The organism is Cedecea lapagei (assembly GCF_900635955.1).
GTDB classification, from domain to species: domain Bacteria; phylum Pseudomonadota; class Gammaproteobacteria; order Enterobacterales; family Enterobacteriaceae; genus Cedecea; species Cedecea lapagei.
In genome coordinates this window covers 1,271,881-1,293,716 of record NZ_LR134201.1, presented here as the reverse complement: position 1 = coordinate 1,293,716, position 21,836 = coordinate 1,271,881, and the positions used below count along the sequence as shown (strand labels likewise).

The window sequence follows — 21,836 nt, the reverse complement described above, 5'->3', positions numbered from 1 at the left end:
GCGTTCTTCACCCTCACCCCGGCCCTCTCCAGGAGGGAGAGGGGGAAACCCTAAATTCCCTGAGGGGAGGGATTACTTCAGCGATCCTGAAAGGAACTGCTGCAGGCGGGCGCTCTTCGGGCTGCCAAACAGCTCGGCAGGTGGCCCTTCCTCTTCAATGCGCCCCTGATGCAGGAAGATAACGTGGCTGGAGACGTGACGGGCAAAGTCCATCTCGTGGGTTACAACGACCATCGTTTTCCCCTCTTCCGCCAGCTTCTGCATAATGCGCAATACTTCACCCACCAGCTCCGGGTCAAGCGCCGAGGTTGGCTCATCAAACAGCAGTACTTCCGGCTCCATTGCCAGAGCGCGGGCTATAGACACACGCTGCTGCTGGCCGCCGGAGAGATGCACCGGATATTTGACGTACTGACGTTCGTCGATGCCGACCTTCGCAAGATATTTAATCGCTCGTTCTTTTGACTCCTGCTTGCTCAACCCCAGCACCTGAATGGGCGCTTCCATCACGTTTTCCAACACCGTCATGTGGCTCCACAGGTTGAAGTGCTGGAATACCATCGTCAGCCGGGTGCGCAGCAGGCGCAGCTGGTTTTTATCGGCCACTTTAAGCTGGCCGTCTTTATCCCGCACCAGATTAATGTTCTGGTTGCTGACCACAATCGTGCCTTCGCTCGGTTTTTCGAGGAAGTTAATGCAGCGCAAAAAGGTACTTTTGCCAGAGCCAGATGAACCGATGATGCTGATAACATCCCCGGCGTTAGCCTTCAGAGACACCCCTTTGAGCACTTCATGTTCGCCGTAGCGTTTGTGCAGATCCGTTACGTTTAATTTAATTTCAGCCATCAGAAGTCACTCAGTGCGAAGCGGGTTTAACGTGCTGCAGCCAGCGTTTTTCCGCTTTGCGGAACAGGCTTATCAGCGCATAAGAGATAATCAAATACAGCACGGCCGCGATGCCAAACGCGGTAAACGGCTGGTAGGTTGCGGAGTTGATATCACGGGCAATCTTGAGCAGATCCGGCACCGTGGCGGTAAAGGCCAGCGCCGTGGAGTGCAGCATCAGGATCACTTCGTTGCTGTACGCCGGAAGCGCAATACGCAGCGCGGAAGGCAAAATAATACAGCGGTACATTTTCACTTTTGAAAAGCCGTAGGCTCGCGCCGCCTCAATATCACCATGAGGCACCGAGCGAATGGCGCCGGCGAAAATCTCCGTGGTATAGGCGCAGGTGTTCAGGGTCAGCGCCAGCACGGTACAGTTGAGACCGCTGCGGAAGAAAGCGTTCAGCAGCTCCGTACCTTTGACGATCTCCAGCGTGTACATGCCGGAATAGAAAACCAGCAGCTGCACGTAGAGCGGCGTACCGCGAAAAATGTAGGTAAATAGCCAGATGGGGAACGCAATAAACTTGTTGCTGGAGACTCGCCCGATGGCGAGGAACAGCGCCAGAATTCCGCCCATCACCACCGACAAAATCAGCAGCCAGAGCGTAATCGCCACGCCCGTAAAGCGGTAGCCGTCGGTCCACAGCAGCGACTGCCAGTAGTCGTGAATAATATCGATCATAGCTCCGCCCTCTTCACGCCAACGGAATAGCGGCGTTCAAGCCAGAGCAGTACCCCGTTTGAAACCGTAGTAAAGACCAGGTAGATAACCCCGGCGACAATGGCGAAGTAGAACGGCTGCCAGGTGCTTTTTCCGGCAAGCTGCGTGGCCTTCACCACATCTTCAAGGCCGAGCAGGGAAACCAGCGCGGTTGCCTTGAGGATAACCTGCCAGTTGTTGCCGATCCCCGGCAGCGCATAGCGCATCATGGCCGGGAACAGAATGCGACGGAAGGTTTGAGAGCCGGTAAAACCAAACGCGGTAGCGGCCTCAATATGGCCCTTTGGCACTGCCAGAAAGGCACCGCGGAAGGTCTCGGTAAAATAGGCGCCATAGATAAAGCCAAGGGTGATAATCCCCGCCACCATCGGATCGATATCAAACTGCGCCATACCCAACGCATCGGTAATGCTGTTGAGCAGCATCTGCAGCCCGTAGAAAATTAACAGCATCAGCACCAGGTCCGGTACCCCGCGAATCAGCGTGGTATAGCCCTCGAACAGCAAAGCCAGCGGGCGATTTTTGGACAGTTTTGCGCCAGCGCCGGCAAGCCCAATCAGCACGGAAAGGACCACCGAAGCGAGCGCCAGCTCAAGCGTAACCAGAGCCCCTTTTAAAATTACTTCAGAAAAGCCATACAACATGGTGCGTATCCTGTCTTCAGTGTTCGCTGCTACTTATTGGGCCCCGTCTGACGCGGGGCCTTTGTCACCGGTAAGGCTTATTCACCATACACATTAAAATCAAAGTACGGCTTCGCTAACTTCTCATAGGTACCGTCTTTGCGCATCTCCGCGAAGGCCTTGTTCAGCGCCTCACGCAGCTCGTTATCTTCTTTGCGCAGCCCCATACCGGTCCCGACGCCAAACAGCTTGTCGTCTTTAATAGACGGACCGCCGAACTGGTAATCTTTGCCCACGGGCTGTTTCAGGAAGCCTTCGCTGGCGGCCACCTCATCCTGGAATGCGGCGTCGATACGCCCGGCGGCCAAATCAGCGTAGATAGAATCCTGCCCCTGATAGGAGACAATCTCGATGCCTTTTGGCGCCCAGTGTTCATTGCCGTAGGTTTCCTGAGTGGTGCCCTGCAGCACGCCTACGCGCTTGCCTTTCAGCGACTCAATCGTTGGCTGAATCGGGGAACCTTTCGCTACCACCAGGCGCGAGTCAGCGGCGTACAGCTTGTCGGTGAACGCGATTTCCTGCTGACGCTTCTCGGTGATAGAGAGGGAAGACATGATGGCGTCGATCTTCTTCGCTTTCAGCGATGGGATCAGCGCATCTAATGGGTTTTCAACGAAGGTACATTTGGTGTTGATGCGCTTACAGAGTTCTTTCGCCAGATCGATATCAAAACCGACCAGCTCACCCTGAGCATTTTTGGATTCAAATGGCGCATAGGTTGGGTCAGTGCCAATCCGCAGGTTTTTCGGAATAGCAGCGAATGCTGTGGTTACGCTGGAAAACGCCAGCACCAGAGAAAGAGACAAAACCAGCTTTTTCATAATTATCCTCATTAGACTGTCCGTTATTTAAGGCTCACACCCACTACAAACAGGGAAAACATACGCAACACGTTGCGAATACAACGTTTTCGCACCATAAAGGTGCGGCCGGAACGTGGCCACACCACTGCATAGTTATCCTGCCCGGTTAAGAATATATTCATAACCGGGCTACAGACTAAGGGAAAAACTTATTCGCCGTAAACATTAAAGTCGAAGTACTTTTTCGCTAATTTGTCGTAAGTCCCGTCTTTGCGCATTTCAGCCAGCGCTTTGTCGAATGCGGCCTTCAGCTCGGTGTCATCTTTGCGCAGGCCGATGCCGGTGCCGTCGCCAAAGTACTTCTTGTCCTTCACGGAAGGGCCTGCGAAGGCATAGTCTTTACCGGCAGGCTGTTTCAGGAAGCCTTCGCTACCGGCCACTTCGTCCTGGAACGCCGCATCCAGGCGCCCTGCGGCTAAATCAGAGTAAATCAGATCCTGGTTGGCGTAGGCCACCACATCGACACCTTTCGGGCGCCATTCTGCGTTGCCGTAGGTCTCCTGGATAGAGCCCTGCAGCACCCCAACGTGTTTGCCTTTCAGCGATTCGAGCGTCGGCTGAATCGGAGAGCCTTTTGCCGCGATCAGGCGGGAGTCCGCCGCGTAGAGCTTGTTGGAGAAGAGGATCTCCTGCTGGCGTTTTTCGGTGATCGACAGAGAAGAGATGATAGCGTCGATTTTCTTCGCTTTCAGGGACGGGATCAGGGAGTCAAAGTCGCTGCCAACCCACGTGCATTTAGTCTGAATGCGCTTGCAAAGTTCGTTACCAAGATCGATATCAAACCCAACAAAATCCCCCTTTGCATCTTTCGAGGAGAAGGGCGCGTAGGTCGCATCGGTACCAATACGGACGTTTTGCGGAATCGCAGCAAACACGCTGGCTGCGCTGGACAGGCCCAGTAGTAAAGACAGTGCAAGAACCGACTTCTTCATACGATACCCTCAAGTTTGACTTTCTTATTTGTGATGTCTTGTTGTGTGATAATGCCTTACAGACGGAGAGTTGCAGTTCTCATGCCACTTTTCCCTGATGGGCAAAAAGTGGCCGATTTATGTTAATGAAAAGTTGCAACTTTGCGCTAATTTGAAAGATAGCAGTTCTGGGAAGCGGGAAGAGTGAGGAAAGGGATTTTGGGGGATTAAATCTTCTAAAAGCGATCGGCGTTACAGAATTGCCCCATTACGGGGCAATGATTTTGTGATGCACCGCGTCGGTGCGCCCTTATGCGCCACCCCAACGGACAAACAAATCTTCCGGCAGCTCAAGGTCAAACTGATCCAGCACGCGGTTCACCGTCTGGTCGACTATATCCTGCACGGTTTGCGGGCGATGGTAAAACGCGGGCACCGGCGGCATGATCACCGCTCCCAGCTCGGAGGCCTGCGTCATCAGGCGCAGGTGGCCCAGGTGCAGCGGCGTTTCACGAATGCAGAGCACCAGCGGGCGACGCTCTTTGAGCACCACATCCGCAGCGCGGGTCAGCAGCCCGTCGGTATAGCTGTTTACGATACCGGAGAGCGTTTTGATCGAGCACGGCAGCACCGCCATTCCCATGGTCTTAAACGAGCCGGAAGAGATGCTGGCGGCAATATCGCGAGAGTCATGAACGACATCTGCCAGCGCCTGAACATCGCGCAGCGAGTAATCGGTTTCCAGCGCCAGCGTCTGGCGCGCCGCATTGCTCATAACCAGGTGGCTTTCTACCTCCGGCAGCTGCTGCAAGACTTGCAGCAAACGCACCCCATAAATAGCGCCACTGGCTCCGGAAATACCGACGATCAGTCGTTTCATTGAATTTGCCCATAGAGAATATCTGGGCTGACTTTGCCGCAAGATGGGGTGGGATGCAAGAATAGCCTCTCCCCTTTTCAGGAGAGAGGCAAAGGCGCGTTAGCCCTCGTTGTGCATCTCTAAGTTTTCCACTTCATTCTGACGCGCCAGCGCTTTGGAGTCGTCGTTACGCAGGGATTCGAGATACTGCAGGTACTTGTGGTCAACGTCTTTGGTCACGTAGATACCGTTGAAGACCGAGCATTCAAACTGGGTGATATCCGGGTTTTCCACGCGTACCGCTTCGATCAGATCGTCCAGGTCCTGGAAGATCAGGCCGTCTGCGCCGATGATCTGGCGAATCTCATCCACCTCACGCCCGTGGGCAATCAGCTCGTTGGCGCTTGGCATATCGATGCCGTAGACGTTAGGGAAACGAATTTCCGGTGCTGCGGAGGCCAGATAAACCTTTTTGGCTCCGGCTTCACGAGCCATCTCGATAATCTGCTCAGACGTGGTACCACGCACGATGGAATCGTCCACCAGCAGCACGTTTTTGTCACGGAATTCGGCGCGGTTAGCGTTCAGCTTGCGGCGCACAGATTTACGGCGCAGCTGCTGGCCCGGCATGATAAAGGTGCGGCCAACATAGCGGTTTTTCACAAAGCCCTGGCGGTACGGTTTATCCAGAATGCGGGCGATCTCCAGCGCGATGTCGCAGGAGGTTTCTGGAATCGGAATGACCACGTCGATATCAAGATCTTCCCACTCGCGGGCAATCTTCTCGCCAAGCTTTTTCCCCATCTCCACGCGCGCGCTGTAAACGGAGATCTTGTCGATGAACGAGTCTGGGCGAGCAAAATAGACGTACTCAAACAGGCACGGATTGCTGACCGGATTATCCGCGCACTGGCGGGTAAACAGCTGGCCTTTCTCGGTGATATAGACCGCTTCGCCCGGCGCGATATCACGCAGGAACTCAAAGCCCAGGGTGTCCAGCGCGACGCTCTCGGAGGCCACCATGTATTCGGTGCGGCCATCGCCCAGGTCACGCTTGCCGATAACCAGCGGACGGATGCCGTTCGGGTCGCGGAAGGCCACCATGCCGTGGCCGATAATCATCGCTACGCAGGCATAAGCGCCGCGGATCTGGCGGTTAGTGGCGGCGATAGCGGCAAAAATATTATCGGCTTCCAGCGGGTAATGGCGGAAGTTATCCAGCTCGCTGGCGAAGATATTGAGCAGGATCTCAGAATCAGAAGTGGTGTTAATGTGGCGGCGTTTTTCTTCAAACAGCTTTTTACGCAGTTCGTGGGCATTGGTCAGGTTACCGTTATGCGCCAGAGTTATTCCGTAAGGGGAGTTCACGTAGAAAGGCTGAGCTTCGGAAGCGCTGGAACTGCCTGCGGTTGGGTAACGCACGTGGCCGATGCCCATATTCCCCTGCAGACGCTGCATGTGGCGGGCTTCAAACACATCGCTCACCAGGCCATTCGCTTTACGCAGACGGAAGCAATTTAAAGCGTCGATGGTGACGATGCCTGCGGCATCCTGGCCACGGTGCTGAAGTACCGTTAGCGCATCATAAATCGACTGGTTTACCGGCATGAAACCGGCGATACCGACAATACCGCACATGTTGTCTTTTCCTCATTAAGCCACACCCCCCGCTACGATTAGCGGGGCAAGAAACTTGACGAGCTTTGCAGATAGTCAAAGAACCATCTGATGATGAAACTGAATTGCGGGATAAGCTGCGACTTTTGCCAGTCATCGCTTTTTGAAAAACCGGTGAAGGTATCCAGGAAGAACAGAATGGCGGAGACGATCAGTACGCCACGCAAGGCGCCAAAGCAGATCCCCAACACCCTGTCTGTACCCGACAGGCCGGTTTTTTGCACCAGCGCGCTAATCACATAGTTGACTATCGCACCGACGATCAGCGTCGCGATAAACAGCACCGCGATAGCTATCCCATTACGTACCAGTTCCTCTTCAAAGCCAGTGAACCAGACTGACAGATAAGTGTAGTAATGACTGGCGACAAAGAAAGCACATCCCCAGGTCACAAGCGATAACGCTTCCTTCACAAACCCACGTATTACGCTTACCAGACAAGAAAAACCGATAACCGCAATGATGGCGTAATCTATCCAGACCATGAAAAAATCTCGTGATAAATTGCCCTGACGTCCAGTTCGGGGCGAATTCTAACAGAAAAAGAAAACGTTTGCGTAGGGATTTCCTTCCCCCGCGTAAATAAATAATGGCGTTGAAAAAAGCATCAACGCCATTAAAAAAGTGCCTGTTTTCCCCTCACCCTAACCCTCTCCCCCAGAGGGGCGAGGGAAACGCTCGGAGTGAGGGTTACCCCCTCTCCCTTCCAGGGAGAGGGCCGGGGTGAGGGTCACCAGCCGCTACCGCGGCGAGTAGTTCATCACCACGCCGTTCAGGCCAGAAAGCGAATTCAGCTCGCCAAGCGAGGACTTCAGCTTATCTTTCGAGGCATCCGGCCCAACCAGAATACGGGTAATTTTTCCCTGCACAGGCGTAGTCGGCGAGGTGTAAACCTTGAACCCGGCACCGCGCAGTTTAGCAACAATTTCATTCACCTTGTCCGCATTTTTTAATGCGCCAAGCTGCACCACGTAGGCTTGTCCGGTAGGCGCTTTGTCGGCTGGTTTTTCCGTTTTCGGCGGCGTTTCTGTCTGGTTATCAGCGGCAGGTTTAGGCTGCGGTTTTTCCACCGGCTTCGGTTTTGGTTTTTCCTGTACCGGCTGCGGCTTAGGCTGCTCGCGTGGGGCGGGCGCGGCTTCGTTGGCGGCCCCTGCGTCCTCGTTCACCGCGGTGCCGTTACTCAGCCCCGGCGGCACTGCGGCCCCGGCCCTCACCTCTTCTGCAGCCCCTTCCGGTGGCTGAGACGGCAAAGCCTGCGTTGCCGCAGGCAGCATATCTGGCTCGTCGCTGTCCCCAGGTTTTGGCACCAAAGGAATAGCGGCGAATTCATCCTGATAATGTTTTTTTCTGCCCATCCAGCAGACCTGGCAGCACAATAACGCCCAGCGCGACCAGAATAATGGTTCCGACTAATCGGTTTTGAAACTTACTCGCCACCTGCTCTCCCCGCGTCCAGTACTTCCATTACATGGGCCACCGTGTGGAATGAACCACACACCAGCACGGTATCATCAGCCGTTGCCTCTGCTATCGCCGCGTGCCAGGCCTCTTTTACGCTGGCAAACGCCCTGCCGTGGCCAAGGTGCGCCATCAGCTGGTCGGCGCTTGCGCCTCGTGGCCCCTCCAGCGGAGCACAATACCAGCTATCGACCTGAGGCGACAAACAGGCAAGCGTTCCGGCAATATCTTTATCATGAAGCATACCGATCACCGCCAGCACGCGCCCCTGTTTTGGCAGCGCCGCCAGACGACCGGCCAGATAAGCCGCCGCATGTGGATTATGGGCGACATCCAGAATAACGCGAGGCGCCTGAGACACTATCTGGAAGCGGCCGGGCAGCGTGGCATGCTCAATACCATAGCGTATCGCATTCTCACTCACGTTCAATTTACTTGCGCGCAACGCAGCAAGCGCCGTTGCGGCATTCGGCTGCGGTACCAGCGGCAGCGGCAAATCATGCAGCTCGCCCTGAGCGTCACGGAACGTCCAGCCGTTAGCGTTTACCTCATAGTCCCAGTCAACTCCACGGCGCAGAAGCAGCGCGCCCTTTTCCTGCGCAACATCGGCAATCGTATAGGGCATATCCGGCTCGCCCACAATCGCCGGGCGATCTCTGCGGAAGACACCGGCTTTTTCACGGCCGATGCTCTCACGATCCGGGCCAAGCCAGTCGGTGTGATCGAGCGCGATACTGGTAACCACGGCAACATCGGCATCCACGATGTTGGTGGCATCAAGGCGGCCGCCAAGGCCAACTTCAAGAATAACAACGTCTACCGCCTGCTGCTTAAACAATAGCAAGGCGGACAGCGTTCCGTACTCAAAATAGGTTAAGGAAATGTCTCCGCGAGCGGCCTCAATCTCTGCAAAAGAAGCGGTATGCAAAGCCTCCGGTAATTCTTCACCCTGAATACGCACGCGCTCGGTGTAGCGCACCAGGTGCGGCGAGCTATAAACCCCTACGCGGTAGCCGTCCGCCATCAGCGTGGTTTCAAGCGTGCGGCAGGTAGTGCCCTTGCCGTTGGTCCCTGCCACGGTAAAGACCGTTGGCGCAGGTTTCAGCGCATCCAGCTTGAGCGCAACCTTGCTGATGCGCTCCAGGCCCATGTCGATGGTGGATGAGTGAAGGTTTTCAAGATAATAAAGCCACGTGGCCAGGGGCGACGTGGCTTGAGGGATAAGATCTTTTTCCATGATGCCCACTTAACATGCACATAAAGAAAAAGGGCAGAGCCTGCTGGCCTGCCCTTAGTTGCGAATCAGGCCTCTTGACCCTGTTCCGGCGCTGGCGGAACCACAATCGGCTCACGCGGAGCCTCTGGGTTCGGCGCCGGAAGATTCATAAACTTCGCCAGAATGCTGGCCAGCTTCAGGCGCATTTCCGGACGGCGAACGATCATGTCAATCGCGCCCTTTTCAATCAGGAACTCACTGCGCTGGAAGCCCGGCGGCAGTTTCTCACGAACGGTCTGCTCGATAACGCGTGGGCCGGCAAAGCCAATCAGCGCTTTCGGCTCGGCGATGTTCAGGTCACCCAGCATCGCGAAGCTTGCAGAGACGCCGCCCATGGTTGGGTCGGTCAGCACGGAGATGTAAGGCAGACCACGCTCCTGCATTTTGGCCAGCGCGGCGCTGGTTTTCGCCATCTGCATCAGCGACATCAGCGCTTCCTGCATACGCGCACCGCCGGAAGCGGAGAAGCAGATCATTGGGCAGTTATCTTCCAGCGCCTGCTCAACGGCACGTACAAAGCGCGCGCCAACAACAGAGCCCATGGAGCCGCCCATAAAGGAAAACTCAAACGCCGCGGCAACGACAGGCATGCCGTGAAGGGTGCCTTTCATCACCACGAGGGCGTCTTTTTCGCCGGTCTCTTTCTGCGCGGAGACAAGGCGGTCTTTGTATTTTTTAGAGTCGCGGAACTTCAGCAAATCTTTTGGCTCAAGCTCGCTCCCCAATTCCACCGTTGTGCCTTCATCAAACAGGCTATGCAGGCGATCGCGGGCCGACATACGCATGTGATGATCGCACTTAGGGCAGACGCCAAGATTGCGTTCCAGCTCGGCACGGTACAGGACCTGACCGCAGCTGTCGCACTTGGTCCACACCCCTTCAGGGATGCTCGCCTTACGGGTGGGAGTGATATTGCTCTTATTGAGAATTCGTTCAATCCAGCTCATTGATGACCTTTCTGCTTGAACCTGGTCGATACCAGCGTTTCTGTGGCAGTATTCCCTGCCCCAGACCATAAATGGTGCTCATTAAAACACAACGGCCCGCGACTTTGGATAAAAAAGTGGTCGAACCGCTGCCACGTATTATTTTGACTGCCGCGCCGCAGCGCGTTTATGGCGGATGACTTCTATCACGCCAGGCAGAATCGAAACCACGATAATTGCCACAATCAGCAGCTTCAGGTTTTCCTGAACGACCGGCAGGTTACCAAACAGGTAGCCCGCGTAGGTGAACAGTAAGACCCACAGCAGCGCGCCGACGACGTTATAGATCGCAAAATGGCGATAGGACATATGGCCCATCCCGGCGACAAACGGTGCGAAGGTTCGCACAATCGGCACGAAGCGCGCGAGGATAATCGTTTTTCCTCCGTGACGCTCGTAAAAAGCGTGGGTTTTATCAAGATAACTGCGGCGGAAGATTTTTGAGTCCGGGTTACTGAACAACTTCTCGCCAAACAGCCGCCCGATAGTGTAGTTCACCGCATCGCCGATGATGGCGGCAATCACCATCAAAATGACCATGTAATGCACGTTTAGATCGTTGGTTTCCAGCGAGGCGAGCGCGCCCGCCACAAACAGCAGCGAATCCCCCGGCAAAAACGGCGTGACCACCAGCCCGGTTTCGCAGAACAAAATCAGGAACAAAATAGCGTAAACCCAGACGCCGTACTGTGCCACCAGCTCGGCCAGATGCACGTCAATATGCAAAATGAAGTCAATGATAAAACGGATGAAATCCATCAAAGTTTCCTTTTTTAAGCAGCAATCAGTCGGCTAAAAAAAGCGGCCCCATCGGGAGACACGGCAGCGCAAAGCGGTCGGGGTAATCTACCGACACCAGGTACAGCCCTTCCGCTTTTGCGGTAGCCGCGGCCTTTGTTCGGTCCTTCATTGCCAGCAGGTCAGCCATCCAGGTCTCATCCTGGTTACCGCAGCCCACTTCCATCAGACTGCCGACGATATTGCGCACCATATGATGCACAAAAGCGTTGGCCTTAATGTCCACCACGATGTATGCGCCGTAGCGATTTACCGTAATGTGCATCATATTGCGCCATGGGGTGCGGGACTGACACTGCACAGCACGAAACGAAGTAAAATCATTTTCTCCCAGCAGACTCTGCGCGGCGCGGTGCATTCTGTCCGCATCCAGAGGCAGGTGAAAATGGGTTACTCCTTGCTGTAACACGGCCGGACGCAGGCGATGATTATAAATCACGTAGCGATAACGGCGAGCTGTGGCGCTGAACCGGGCATGAAATTCGGCTGGCACATCTTTTACCCAACGCACGGCGATGTCACCAGGCAAATTCGTATTTACGCCCATCGTCCAGGCTGCGTCCTTGCGTACGGCAGAGGTTTCAAAGTGCACAACCTGGCCGGTAGCGTGAACGCCAGCATCGGTGCGGCCTGCACAAAAGACGTTAATGGGCTCATTCGCCACCTGGGAAAGCGCTTTTTCCAGCTTTTCCTGCACGCTACGCACTTCGTTCTGACGTTGCCAGCCGTAATATTTACTGCCGTCGTACTCAATGCCGAGCGCGATTTTATGAAGCGGAATTTCGCTGAGCACTTCGGACATCAGTACATATACTCCTGCACCAGCTTCTCAGCGGTTTTTATCGCCATCAGCGCGCCGCCAAAGCGAACGTTATCGGCAACGGACCAGAACTGAATCTGCTCCGGCATCCCGTAATCGTTGTGCACACAGCCAATAGAAAGATGGCCGCTGCCGGACGCATCCGCAACCTGAGTCGGGAATTCGCCCTCTTCAGACAGTTCGATATCTTCAGCCTGGGCGAACGCATCGCGTGCTTCTTCTGCCGCCAGCGGGCGCAGCGCTTCAAAGTTGACAATTTGCGCGTGGCCGTAGAACACCGGCGACTGCACGAGACTTGCGGAGATCATCAGGCCGTCGTCCTGCAGCACTTTACGCGCTTCATTGACCAGGCGCCGCTCTTCGCGCACGCTGCCTTCGGCGTCAGGCACCAGCGGCAGCATGTTGAACGCCAGCTGGCGGCCAAACAGATCCTCTTCATCAACAGGAATACCGTTCAACAGGCGTGCGCTCTGGCCGGCCAACGCGTCTACGGCGACTTTACCGCGCGCGGAGGCAGACAGCAGGCTGGTCACCTGAATACGCGACAGACCGCCCTGCTCGATAAGCGGTTTTAAGGCGCTCAGCAGTTGGCTGGTCAGGCTATCCGCCACGGCAACCAGGTTACGGTTGCGGTAATCGCTCAGCACAAACGGGTTCACGTCCGGCACCACCAGCGGCACGTCCGGCTCCATGGAAAACAGGCCGCTGGAGTCGATAACCAGGCAGCCGGCGTTGGTGGCTTCTTCCACATAGCGTGCTGAGGCTTCAACGCCCGCAACGAAGAAAGCCAGCTGGGCCTGAGTCCAGTCGAACTCTGCCGCATCCTGCACCATAATGGTTTTGCCTTCATAACGCAGGTTTTCACCGGCGCTCTCGCTTCGCGCCAGGGCATACAATTCACCAACCGGGAACTGACGTTCAGCAAGCAGTTCAAACAAAGCTGAGCCCACGGCACCGGTGGCGCCTAAAATGGCAATATTCCAGCCTTCAGACATGTTGGTTTACTCCAGAAAATAGAACAGACGCTCCCCGAGACGCCGCCTCAGGGAGCCAGAAGATAAAAGCTAGCTCAGCGGATGATGAATCGCACTAAAACCAAGCTTTTGCAGCATGTTTGCTGCAGCAGCGTCATCGCACTGTACGTAAAGCGATGACCACTCGCGGCGCTCCAGGTAGTTTTTACGCAGCTTGTCGAATTCGCCAGGCTGACCGGCTACCTTACGCAGTGGGGCGTCGTCGCGGCGCACATCATACACCAGATGAACCAGTCTTTTGAGCGTTGGCTGATCGAGCGGACCCGCCAGCGTAATACGGCCGAACTCCGGCGCGGGCAGCAGCGAATCCAGCGCTACCTGCTGAGACTGACCGATGAAATGGCTAAAGGCTTCAAACACCTGCGTGGTTCCGCGGGCCTTGCCCTCAAGCGTATAGCCCGCAATGTGCGCGGTGCCGATATCCACCTTGTCCAGCAGTTCGACGTTGAGGTCCGGCTCCGGCTCCCAGACGTCCAGCACGACGTTCAGCTTCTGCCCGGCCTTTAGGCACTTCAGCAGCGCGGCGTTGTCTACGACAGGTCCACGACAGGCATTAATCAGAATAGCGCCAGGCTTGAGGCGGCTAATCAGCGCCTCGTCGGCAAGGTGCAGCGTTTTATACTCACCGGATTTAAACAGCGGCGTATGGAAGGTAATGATATCGGCATCCTGTACCAGCGCTTCCAGCGCCACAAAATCGCCCTCGTCGCCGCGATCGGCACGCGGCGGATCGCACAGCAGAGTGCGTACGCCCCAGGCTTCCAGACGAGCCTGCAGGCGGGAACCGACGTTACCGACGCCGACAATACCGACAGTACGATCTTTCAGCTCAAAGCCGTCGCGTTCTGCCAGAATTAATAAGGACGAGAAAACATACTCAACAACGGCAATCGCGTTACACCCTGGGGCGGCAGAGAAAGCTACCCCGGCGCTTTGCAAATACGCTTCATCAACGTGATCGGTTCCGGCCGTTGCCGTCCCGACAAATTTAATCCCTTTACCGTCCAGCAGTTCGGCATTCACTTTCGTGACCGAACGCACCATCAACGCGTCAGCATCCGTTAACGCATCCACCGGAATCGGACGCCCCGGCACGGCAATAACCTCACCCAGGCGGCTGAAAAGCTCGCGGGCATAGGGCATATTTTCATCAACGAGGATTTTCACCTGAGTACCTGTCTGTTAATCGTCGAGATAAGGCCGGATAGTGTGCCATAATCTGACGTCCGGGCATAACGAACTACTCGCGAATGTTTTGTCGTACTTAAGGATCATTTAATAATGCAACCCATTCAGGGCGCCACGCCGCGTCCTCCGGGGGAACCTCCCTCCGCACCTTCTGCCGCCGGCGAACAGCCGCTTTCCACCCAGCAACGTACCGTGCTGGAGCGATTGATCACCCGGATCATTGCGCTAAGCCAGCAGCAGAGCGCCGAGGTTTGGGCCGGCCTTAAACACGATCTGGGGCTGAAAAACGATGCCCCGCTGCTGTCTCGCCATTTCCCTGCCGCCGAGCAAAACCTCAATCAACGCCTTACCAGCGCACAAAACACGCTGGCGACGCGCCAGATTATTCAGCAGCTGAGCGATTTGCTGCCGCAGGGTAATAACCGCCAGGCGGTGAGCGACTTTATTCGCCAGCAGTTTGGCCAGACGGCGCTGAGCCAGCTGACGCAGGATCAGCTAAAAACCGTGCTGACGCTGCTGCAAAACAACGAGCTTGCGATTCCTCAGCCGCAACAGCGCCCGGCCACCGACCGCCCTCTCCTGCCGGCCGAACACAACAGCCTGAACCAGCTTGTCACCAAACTGGCAGCGGCGACGGGCGAACCCGGCAAACAAATCTGGCAGTCGATGCTTGAACTTTCGGGCGTGAAAACCGGCGAATTAATTCCGGCTAAGCATTTTGCTTTGCTGACCACCTGGCTACAGGCAAGACAAACCCTTAGCCAGCAGCCTGCGCCGACGCTGCACAGCGTTCAGGCCGCACTCAAGCAGCCGCTTGAGCCGCAGGAGTGGAAAGAGATGGTGGATTACAGCCAGCAGCGCTTCCAGGCTACGCCACAAACCGTGCTGACGACTGCCCAGGTTCAGGACATTCTTAACCAGGTATTTTTAAAGCGTGCAGAACGCCAGCCGGGCGCGGCGGAAGTGCGGGATATCCAGCCAATCTACAACCCGATGTTCAGCGCGATTGTCGAACCGATAAAAGCGCTGAGCGCGAGGCCCGGTCTGGCGCTGATTGCTCTGCTCGTGGTGATGATTTTGCTCTGGCTGGTGATCTAGATCCCTTCCTCACCCCTCTCCCAAAAGGAGAGGGGGAAAATGGGCAACAAGCAAAACTACTTTCTGAACGCCACCAGCGTTACGACAATCCCCAGCAGCGCAGAAATTGCCCCCGCCATAAACACCGACGAATACCCCATGGAAGTAGCCAGAATGCCGGTAAGCGGCCCGGTAACGCCGTATGAAATATCCTGGAATGCCGCATAGCCGCCCAGCGCGGTGCCGCGAACCTGAGGTGGAACGCGCTTAACCACCTCAACGCCAAGCGCCGGAAAGATCAGCGAGCAGCCGCAGCCCGTCAGCGCAGCGCCCAGTAACGCAGTCCAGGCGCCAGGCGCGTGCCAAAGCAGCAGCAACCCAACCGTTTCAACGGCAAGAGAAAACAGCGCCACGCGCACGCCGCCGTAGCGGTCGGGCATCCAGCCGAACAGCACGCGCACCAGAACAAACGCGCCGCCGAATGCCGTTAACGTGAAGCCCGCATGCGCCCAGCCGTTCGCGGCAAAATAGAGCGAAACAAAGGTGCCGATAACCGCAAAACCTACGCCCTGCAGCGCCAGCCCCAGCCCCGGCTGCCAGATAAGCCCAACGACGGTAAACAGCGAAGGCCGCTCGCCTTTATGGGCAGGCACTGGTTTGACGGTGCCGTTAAACAGCAGGCCAATCAGCGGCAGAGCAAGGGTCGTCACGCCCAGCGCAACAAAACCCCACTGGCCGTTGAGCATCAGGCCAAGCGGCGCCCCGGCGGCCAGCGCGCCGTAAATCGCCATGCCATTCCAGGACATCACCTTGCCGGAACGTCCGGGGCCAACCAGCCCTAATCCCCAGGTCAGGTTCCCGGTCAACAGCTGGCTTTCACCAAAGCCAAGAATCAGCCGCCCCACAATCAGCAGGCCAAACTTTACCGCCGGCTCGACCGGCAGTAATGCGGCGAAGAGATAGGCAACACCCGCCAGCCCGCAGGCAAACATTCCCTGCAGGACGGAGCGTTTGGCCCCCATCTGGTCGGCCAGCCGCCCGGCGTAGCCTCGGGTTAGAACGGTGGCAAGAAACTGAATGCCCACCGCCACGCCAACCATCATGTTGCCGTAGCCAAGCTGCTGGTGAACAAAAAGCGGGATCACGGGCAGCGGCAGGCCAACCGTCATATAGGTAAGAAATACCGCAAAGGTAATTCTGAAAAGCGAAGTATTTGCCGATTTCGACGTTTTAAGGGAGGTATCAGATACCGAAGACATACTGCTTACTCCATAAATTCAGAGCAAGGCGCTACTTAACCCGCGCCCTTGCCTCTGAGTGTTCAGATACAGGGTGCGTTGGTTAACGTTAAACGCTTACGCATTATCAAAACGATAATGGAGGGAAATGCATAGTGCCTCCCGGTTAACCGGCTGTCAATGCTGAACAATGGGCAAAAAAATGGGGCACCCGCAGGCACCCCATTCTGAATCATTATGGTCATTAAGCGTTAAGCTTGCGCATCACCAGCGTGGCGTTGGTGCCGCCGAAGCCGAAGCTGTTGGACATCACGGTGGTCAGCGTCGCATCGGTGGCTTTAGTGACGATGTTCAGGCCGGCAGCCTGCTCGTCCAGCTCTTCCACGTTAATGCTTGGCGCGATAAAGCCGTGTTCCAGCATCAGCAGAGAATAGATGGCTTCCTGCACGCCTGCCGCACCCAGAGAGTGGCCGGTCATAGCTTTGGTCGCGGAGATAGCCGGGCTGCGGTCAGCGAACACTTCACGAATCGCACCCAGCTCTTTCACGTCGCCTACCGGAGTAGAGGTACCGTGGGAGTTCAGGTAGTCGATTGGGGTATCAACGCCGTGCATCGCCATCTTCATGCAGCGCACCGCGCCTTCGCCTGATGGAGCAACCATGTCTGCGCCATCGGACGTTGCGCCGTAGCCAACGATTTCAGCGTAGATATGCGCGCCACGTGCAAGTGCATGTTCCAGCTCTTCTACCACCACCATACCGCCGCCGCCAGCGATAACGAAACCGTCACGGTTTGCGTCATAGGTGCGGGAAGCTTTATCCGGGGTTTCGTTGTATTTGGTGGACAGCGCGCCCATCGCATCAAACTCACAGGCCATTTCCCAGCCCAGCTCTTCGCCGCCGCCAGCAAAAACGATGTCCTGTTTGCCCAACTGGATCTGCTCAACCGCGTTACCGATGCAGTGCGCAGAAGTCGCACAGGCGGAGCTGATGGAGTAGTTTACGCCGTGGATTTTGAACGGCGTTGCGAGGCAGGCGGAAACCGCAGAGCCCATCGCTTTGGTCACAACGTAAGGACCTACCGCTTTCAGGCCACGCGGGCTACGCATCGCGTCAGCACCGAAAACCTGCGCTTTAGAAGAGCCGCCGGAGCCGGCGATCAGGCCAACGCGCGGGTTATTCTGGTAAAGCTCTTCACTCAGACCAGCATCAGCAATCGCTTCACGCATGGAAAGATAGGCATAGATAGAGGCATCGTTCATGAAACGAACCACTTTACGGTCAATCAAACCGGTAGTATCCAGCTTGACGTTACCCCAGATGTGGCTGCGCATTCCCGCTTCTTTAAACTCTTCCGAGAAAGTGATCCCGGAGCGTCCTTCTCGCAGAGATGCCAGGACTTCCTGCTGGTTATTACCAATGCTGGAAACAATGCCCAGGCCAGTAATCACTGCACGTTTCATTCAAATACCTCGTTCACTGCACTATGTAGGATTTCGTGTGGCACAATAGCGTACAGTTGTAAGCCGAACAAGTCCGATCAGCCAAATTATGCGGAAATTTGCGCCGCTCCGCTCACACCGTTATGATCGAGCCACTGCCTGTCAGACGAGCAACTTACGTGAAACATTCCCCTATACAATCCGCCAACCTCGGTTTTAACGAAGAAGGTACACCTGTATCCCGAGATTTTGACGACGTTTACTTCTCTAACGATAACGGACTGGAAGAGACGCGTTACGTGTTCCTCGGCGGAAACCATCTCCCTGAACGCTTTGCAACCCACGAAAGACCGCTCTTTGTGGTCGCGGAAAGTGGTTTTGGCACCGGCCTTAACTTTTTGACTTTATGGCAGGCGTTCGATGAATTTTATGTGAAACGTGAGGATGCCTGCTTAAAACGGCTGCATTTTATCAGTTTTGAAAAATTCCCCCTCACCGCCCCCGACCTGGCGCTGGCCCATCAGCACTGGCCTGAACTCGGCCGCTTTGCCGCCGAACTTCAGCAACAGTGGCCGCAGCCCGTGCCCGGCTGCCACCGCCTGCTGCTGAACGGCGGGCGCGTGACGCTGGATCTCTGGTTTGGCGATATTAACGAGCTGATATCTCAGTTGGATGACACGCTGGACGGGCAGGTAGATGCCTGGTTCCTTGACGGTTTCGCGCCCTCTAAAAACCCGGATATGTGGACGCCGCAGCTGTTCCAGACGATGGTTCGCATGGCTCGCCCCGGCAGCACGCTGGCGACCTTTACCTCCGCAGGCTTTGTACGCCGTGGGCTGATTGAGGCGGGCTTCACCGTCACGCGCAGCAAAGGGTTTGGCCGCAAACGTGAGATGCTTGTCGGGTCGCTGCAGGAGCCGGTAAAAACTCCGGCCCGCGCGCCGTGGTACGCCCGTCCCGGCACGCCTGAACGCGAAACCGCTATTGTTGGCGGCGGCATTGCCAGCGCCCTGCTCGCCCTGGCGCTGCTGCGTCGAGGCTGGAAGGTCACTCTGTATTGCGAAGATGAAGCCCCAGCCCAGGGCGCATCCGGCAACCGCCAGGGGGCACTTTACCCGCTGCTCACCGCGCATGATGCGGCGTTAACCACCTTTTTCCCGGCGGCATTCACCTTTGCCCGCCGCCTGTACGACGCCCTTCCGATAGCGTTTGACCATGACTGGTGCGGCGTTACCCAGCTCGCCTGGGATGACAAAAGCGCCCATAAAATCGAACAGATGCTCGGCCTGGGTTTGCCAGACTTACTGGCGAAGGCCGTCGATGCTGAAACGGTAGCGGAAACCTGTGGCGTGGACACGCGGTGCGGTGGCATCAGCTATCCGCTGGGCGGCTGGCTCTACCCGGCACAGCTTACCGCCGGCGCTCTGGCGCTGGCCGAACAGCAAGGGTTGAAGATTCATTATGGACACCGGGTGACCGACTTAACGGCAGAGAATGGCGGCTGGAAGATAGATTTAGCTCAGCAGGAGGCGGCCCATCACAGCGCCGTCGTGCTGGCCAACGGCCATCAAGTCAGCCGGTTTACACAAACGCAAAGCCTGCCGGTGTATTCCGTGGGCGGCCAGGTCAGCCATATTCCTACCACGCCGGGCTTAAGTCAGCTCCGCCAGGTGCTGTGCTACGACGGCTACCTGACGCCGGTGAATCCGCAAAACCAGCAGCATTGCATCGGCGCCAGCTATCATCGTGGCCGGGATGAAATGGCCTGGAACGAAGAAGACCAGCAGCATAATCGCCAGCGGCTGCTCGACTGTTTACCGAACGCCGAATGGGCAAAAGAAGTGGACGTGTCAGCGAACGAAGCCCGCTGCGGCGTGCGCTGCGCATCACGCGATCACCTTCCAATGGTAGGCTGTGTCCCGGATTATGAGGCCACGCTTGAGCAGTACGCCGGGCTGGCAGGAGATCGTGAAAATGCACCGCCGTCTCCGGTGTACAACAACCTTTATATGCTGGGTGCGCTGGGATCGCGAGGACTTTGCAGCGCGCCGCTGGCGTCAGAGATTCTGGCTGCACAAATGAGCGAAGAGCCGATTCCAATGGATGCCGTCACGCTCGCGGCGCTGAACCCTAACCGGCTTTGGGTGAGAAAGTTATTGAAAGGAAAAGCGGTGAAGTAATTTTCCCCTAACGGGCCTTCTGAGATGTTTTATCCCCTCTCCCTTTTAGGGAGAGGGTCGGCCTTAAAACCTCGCCTTCTCGAAAAGCGTATCCCACATCCCCAGCACCAGCGCCTGATCGCGCGGTGACAGCTCACCGGCCTGAATCGCCTTTTGCAGGCTGTCGGTCACAACGACGTGCAGCGCTTCTGGTTGATGTGCGTCGCCGTTTTCCAGTTCGGCCACGGCCAGCGTAAGGTGCCCACGCAGATAACCGCTGGCAAACAGGTCGTCGTCACTGGCGTGCTCCACCATCTCGTCAATCAACGCCAAAATACGTGACTCAAATTCCGCGATCATCATACATCCTCTTCATACAGGTGATTTTTAGTTTAGGTCTTCTGGCCAGGCAAACTGCCCGGCGTCCAGCGCAGGGGTGCCATAATATGCTCTCAGCGCGTCAATCAGACGTGCCGGGCGTTCTGGGATCCCCTCTTTCAGATAAGTCATAACCTGGGCATGGACCCGACGCTGGAAAGCAATGCGGTCGGGCTCGAAATCACCGCTCAGGTTGTCGCAGCTGACGTTAAACGGAAAGCCCGCTGCGGTGCTAAGCATCCACTCCAGCGCCTGCGGCTTCACTTCCACATCCTCGAACTTGCCCTGGGTTTCCGCATCTCGTCCATCCGGGCAATACCAGTAGCCGAAGTCCACCAGCTTGCGGCGCGCTTTGCCGGCCACGCACCAGTGAGAGATTTCATGCATTCCACTGGCGTAGTAACCGTGCGCAAAGACGATGCGGTTATACGGGACCTCATCATCGGCGGGCAGATAGATGGGTTCATCGTCGCCTTTGATCAGGCGGGTGTTAAACTCTTCCAGGAAGCAGCTGTCGAAAACATCGATCAGCTCCTGGTAGTGGTGCTTTTTGCTCATCGTTACGTTATTCATTTCAGGCTATCCCTAACCAACGCAGAATTTCCGGTCCATGGCTGTCATACAGCAGCTTCGCGCTCATCACCGCCGAGACAACGACGATCATCGGTCGAATCAGCTGCTGCCCTTTACTCAATACGAGACGTGACCCTACCCTCGCCCCTAAAAATTGGCCGGCCATCATCACGAAGCCGGTTCCCCAAATCACCTTGCCGCCGATGATAAACAGCAGCAGCCCGCCAAGGTTTGACGTGGCGTTAAGCACTTTTGCATGGGCGGTAGATTTGGCGAGGTTAAAGCCGCAAAGCGTCACAAACGCCAGCGCATAGAAAGACCCCGCGCCGGGGCCAAAGAAACCGTCATAAAAGCCTACGCAGCCACCGGCCACTAAGGCAAACGGCAGGCCGTACAGGCGACGCTGGCGATCTTCCTCGCCGAGCTTTGGCATCAGCAGAAAATAGAGCCCGATGCCGATAATCAGCAGCGGCAGGATCTGACGCAGAATATCGGACTTCACGTGCTGCACCAGCAGCGCACCGCAGGTGGAGCCGATAAAGGTCATCAGAATATTGAGTTTCTGATCGGCAAGGTTGACCACCTTACGGCGGATAAAATAGAGAGAAGCAGAAACCGATCCGCCGCAGGCCTGAAGTTTATTGGTCGCCAGCGCCTGGGCAGGAGACATACCCGCAGCCAGCAAAGCCGGCACCGTAAGCAGCCCGCCCCCGCCCGCAAGGGCATCAATAAACCCGGCCAGCAGGGCGACAAAAAAGAGCGCCACCAGCAGCAACGGGGAAACCATAAACCATTCCATCAAATTATC

At 56.3% G+C, this 21,836-nt stretch carries 21 protein-coding genes and 1 pseudogene; 2 read left to right on the top strand and 20 right to left on the bottom strand.

What is annotated here, in order from left to right:
* Positions 1–72 precede the first annotated feature (72 nt).
* The 15 genes and pseudogenes from hisP to pdxB form a co-directional block, all read right to left on the bottom strand.
* Complete coding sequence (gene hisP, locus EL098_RS06385; protein ID WP_008459737.1) at positions 73–846, bottom strand: histidine ABC transporter ATP-binding protein HisP; 774 nt, start codon at positions 844–846, stop codon at positions 73–75.
* Positions 847–856: 10 nt separating this feature from the next.
* Positions 857–1,570, bottom strand: a complete 714-nt coding sequence (locus EL098_RS06380) for an ABC transporter permease (protein WP_126355482.1) — start codon at positions 1,568–1,570, stop codon at positions 857–859.
* Positions 1,567–2,253: a histidine ABC transporter permease HisQ gene (locus tag EL098_RS06375; RefSeq protein WP_126355481.1), complete on the bottom strand. Its 687-nt coding sequence runs from the start codon at positions 2,251–2,253 to the stop codon at positions 1,567–1,569. The genes EL098_RS06380 and EL098_RS06375 overlap by 4 nt, the downstream gene beginning before the upstream one ends.
* A 77-nt stretch (positions 2,254–2,330) precedes the next feature.
* Entirely contained in the window at positions 2,331–3,113 is a 783-nt protein-coding gene (gene hisJ, locus EL098_RS06370; protein ID WP_126355480.1) for a histidine ABC transporter substrate-binding protein HisJ, read from the bottom strand.
* A gap of 191 nt (positions 3,114–3,304) precedes the next feature.
* Positions 3,305–4,087 carry a lysine/arginine/ornithine ABC transporter substrate-binding protein ArgT gene (gene argT, locus EL098_RS06365; RefSeq protein WP_039295568.1) on the bottom strand — a complete coding sequence of 261 codons (783 nt, stop codon included), beginning with the start codon at positions 4,085–4,087 and terminating at the stop codon, positions 3,305–3,307.
* Positions 4,088–4,376: 289 nt separating this feature from the next.
* Positions 4,377–4,946, bottom strand: a complete 570-nt coding sequence (locus tag EL098_RS06360) for a UbiX family flavin prenyltransferase (RefSeq protein WP_126355479.1) — start codon at positions 4,944–4,946, stop codon at positions 4,377–4,379.
* Positions 4,947–5,045: 99 nt separating this feature from the next.
* Positions 5,046–6,563, bottom strand: a complete 1,518-nt coding sequence (gene purF / locus EL098_RS06355) for an amidophosphoribosyltransferase (RefSeq protein ID WP_126355478.1) — start codon at positions 6,561–6,563, stop codon at positions 5,046–5,048.
* A 38-nt stretch (positions 6,564–6,601) separates the two neighbouring features.
* Positions 6,602–7,087, bottom strand: a complete 486-nt coding sequence (gene cvpA / locus EL098_RS06350; protein WP_126355477.1) for a colicin V production protein — start codon at positions 7,085–7,087, stop codon at positions 6,602–6,604.
* Positions 7,088–7,342: 255 nt separating this feature from the next.
* Positions 7,343–8,039 (bottom strand): annotated as a pseudogene (dedD, locus tag EL098_RS06345) (cell division protein DedD).
* Positions 8,029–9,297, bottom strand: a complete 1,269-nt coding sequence (gene folC, locus EL098_RS06340; protein ID WP_126355476.1) for a bifunctional tetrahydrofolate synthase/dihydrofolate synthase — start codon at positions 9,295–9,297, stop codon at positions 8,029–8,031. Before folC ends, dedD begins: the two are co-directional and overlap by 11 nt.
* A gap of 65 nt (positions 9,298–9,362) precedes the next feature.
* Positions 9,363–10,283, bottom strand: a complete 921-nt coding sequence (accD, locus tag EL098_RS06335; protein ID WP_197718543.1) for an acetyl-CoA carboxylase, carboxyltransferase subunit beta — start codon at positions 10,281–10,283, stop codon at positions 9,363–9,365.
* A 138-nt stretch (positions 10,284–10,421) separates the two neighbouring features.
* On the bottom strand, positions 10,422–11,081 hold the full coding sequence (locus EL098_RS06330; RefSeq protein WP_126355474.1) for a DedA family protein: 660 nt from the start codon (positions 11,079–11,081) through the stop codon (positions 10,422–10,424).
* A 25-nt stretch (positions 11,082–11,106) separates the two neighbouring features.
* Positions 11,107–11,922: a tRNA pseudouridine(38-40) synthase TruA gene (truA, locus tag EL098_RS06325; protein WP_126355473.1), complete on the bottom strand. Its 816-nt coding sequence runs from the start codon at positions 11,920–11,922 to the stop codon at positions 11,107–11,109.
* A complete protein-coding gene (locus EL098_RS06320; RefSeq protein ID WP_126355472.1) occupies positions 11,922–12,935 on the bottom strand; it encodes an aspartate-semialdehyde dehydrogenase in 1,014 nt (337 codons plus the stop codon). Before EL098_RS06320 ends, truA begins: the two co-directional genes overlap by 1 nt.
* A gap of 69 nt (positions 12,936–13,004) precedes the next feature.
* A complete protein-coding gene (pdxB, locus tag EL098_RS06315) occupies positions 13,005–14,141 on the bottom strand; it encodes a 4-phosphoerythronate dehydrogenase PdxB (RefSeq protein WP_126355471.1) in 1,137 nt (378 codons plus the stop codon).
* A 114-nt stretch (positions 14,142–14,255) separates the two neighbouring features.
* Here pdxB and flk point away from each other — a divergent pair, with 114 nt between their 5' ends.
* Positions 14,256–15,260 carry a flagella biosynthesis regulator Flk gene (flk, locus tag EL098_RS06310; protein WP_126355470.1) on the top strand — a complete coding sequence of 335 codons (1,005 nt, stop codon included), beginning with the start codon at positions 14,256–14,258 and terminating at the stop codon, positions 15,258–15,260.
* A gap of 56 nt (positions 15,261–15,316) precedes the next feature.
* Here flk and EL098_RS06305 read toward each other — a convergent pair whose 3' ends face one another.
* A complete protein-coding gene (locus EL098_RS06305) occupies positions 15,317–16,498 on the bottom strand; it encodes an MFS transporter (protein WP_126355469.1) in 1,182 nt (393 codons plus the stop codon).
* 223 nt (positions 16,499–16,721) lie between these two features.
* Positions 16,722–17,939 (bottom strand): beta-ketoacyl-ACP synthase I, encoded by a 1,218-nt coding sequence (fabB, locus tag EL098_RS06300; protein WP_126355468.1) that lies wholly within the window; start codon positions 17,937–17,939, stop codon positions 16,722–16,724.
* A gap of 122 nt (positions 17,940–18,061) precedes the next feature.
* Between fabB and mnmC the strand changes: the two genes are divergently transcribed.
* Positions 18,062–20,098, top strand: coding sequence for a bifunctional tRNA (5-methylaminomethyl-2-thiouridine)(34)-methyltransferase MnmD/FAD-dependent 5-carboxymethylaminomethyl-2-thiouridine(34) oxidoreductase MnmC (gene mnmC / locus EL098_RS06295; RefSeq protein WP_126355467.1), 2,037 nt, complete (start codon positions 18,062–18,064; stop codon positions 20,096–20,098).
* 63 nt (positions 20,099–20,161) lie between these two features.
* Here mnmC and EL098_RS06290 read toward each other — a convergent pair whose 3' ends face one another.
* From EL098_RS06290 to EL098_RS06280, 3 genes are read right to left on the bottom strand one after another with little or no spacing between them, the layout of a single operon-like run.
* Positions 20,162–20,437, bottom strand: a complete 276-nt coding sequence (locus EL098_RS06290) for a YfcL family protein (RefSeq protein ID WP_126358365.1) — start codon at positions 20,435–20,437, stop codon at positions 20,162–20,164.
* Positions 20,438–20,464: 27 nt separating this feature from the next.
* Positions 20,465–21,013, bottom strand: a complete 549-nt coding sequence (locus EL098_RS06285; RefSeq protein WP_126358364.1) for an elongation factor P hydroxylase — start codon at positions 21,011–21,013, stop codon at positions 20,465–20,467.
* Between the two features lie 16 nt (positions 21,014–21,029).
* Positions 21,030–21,827: a sulfite exporter TauE/SafE family protein gene (locus EL098_RS06280; RefSeq protein ID WP_126355466.1), complete on the bottom strand. Its 798-nt coding sequence runs from the start codon at positions 21,825–21,827 to the stop codon at positions 21,030–21,032.
* Between the last annotated feature and the right edge of the window lie 9 nt (positions 21,828–21,836).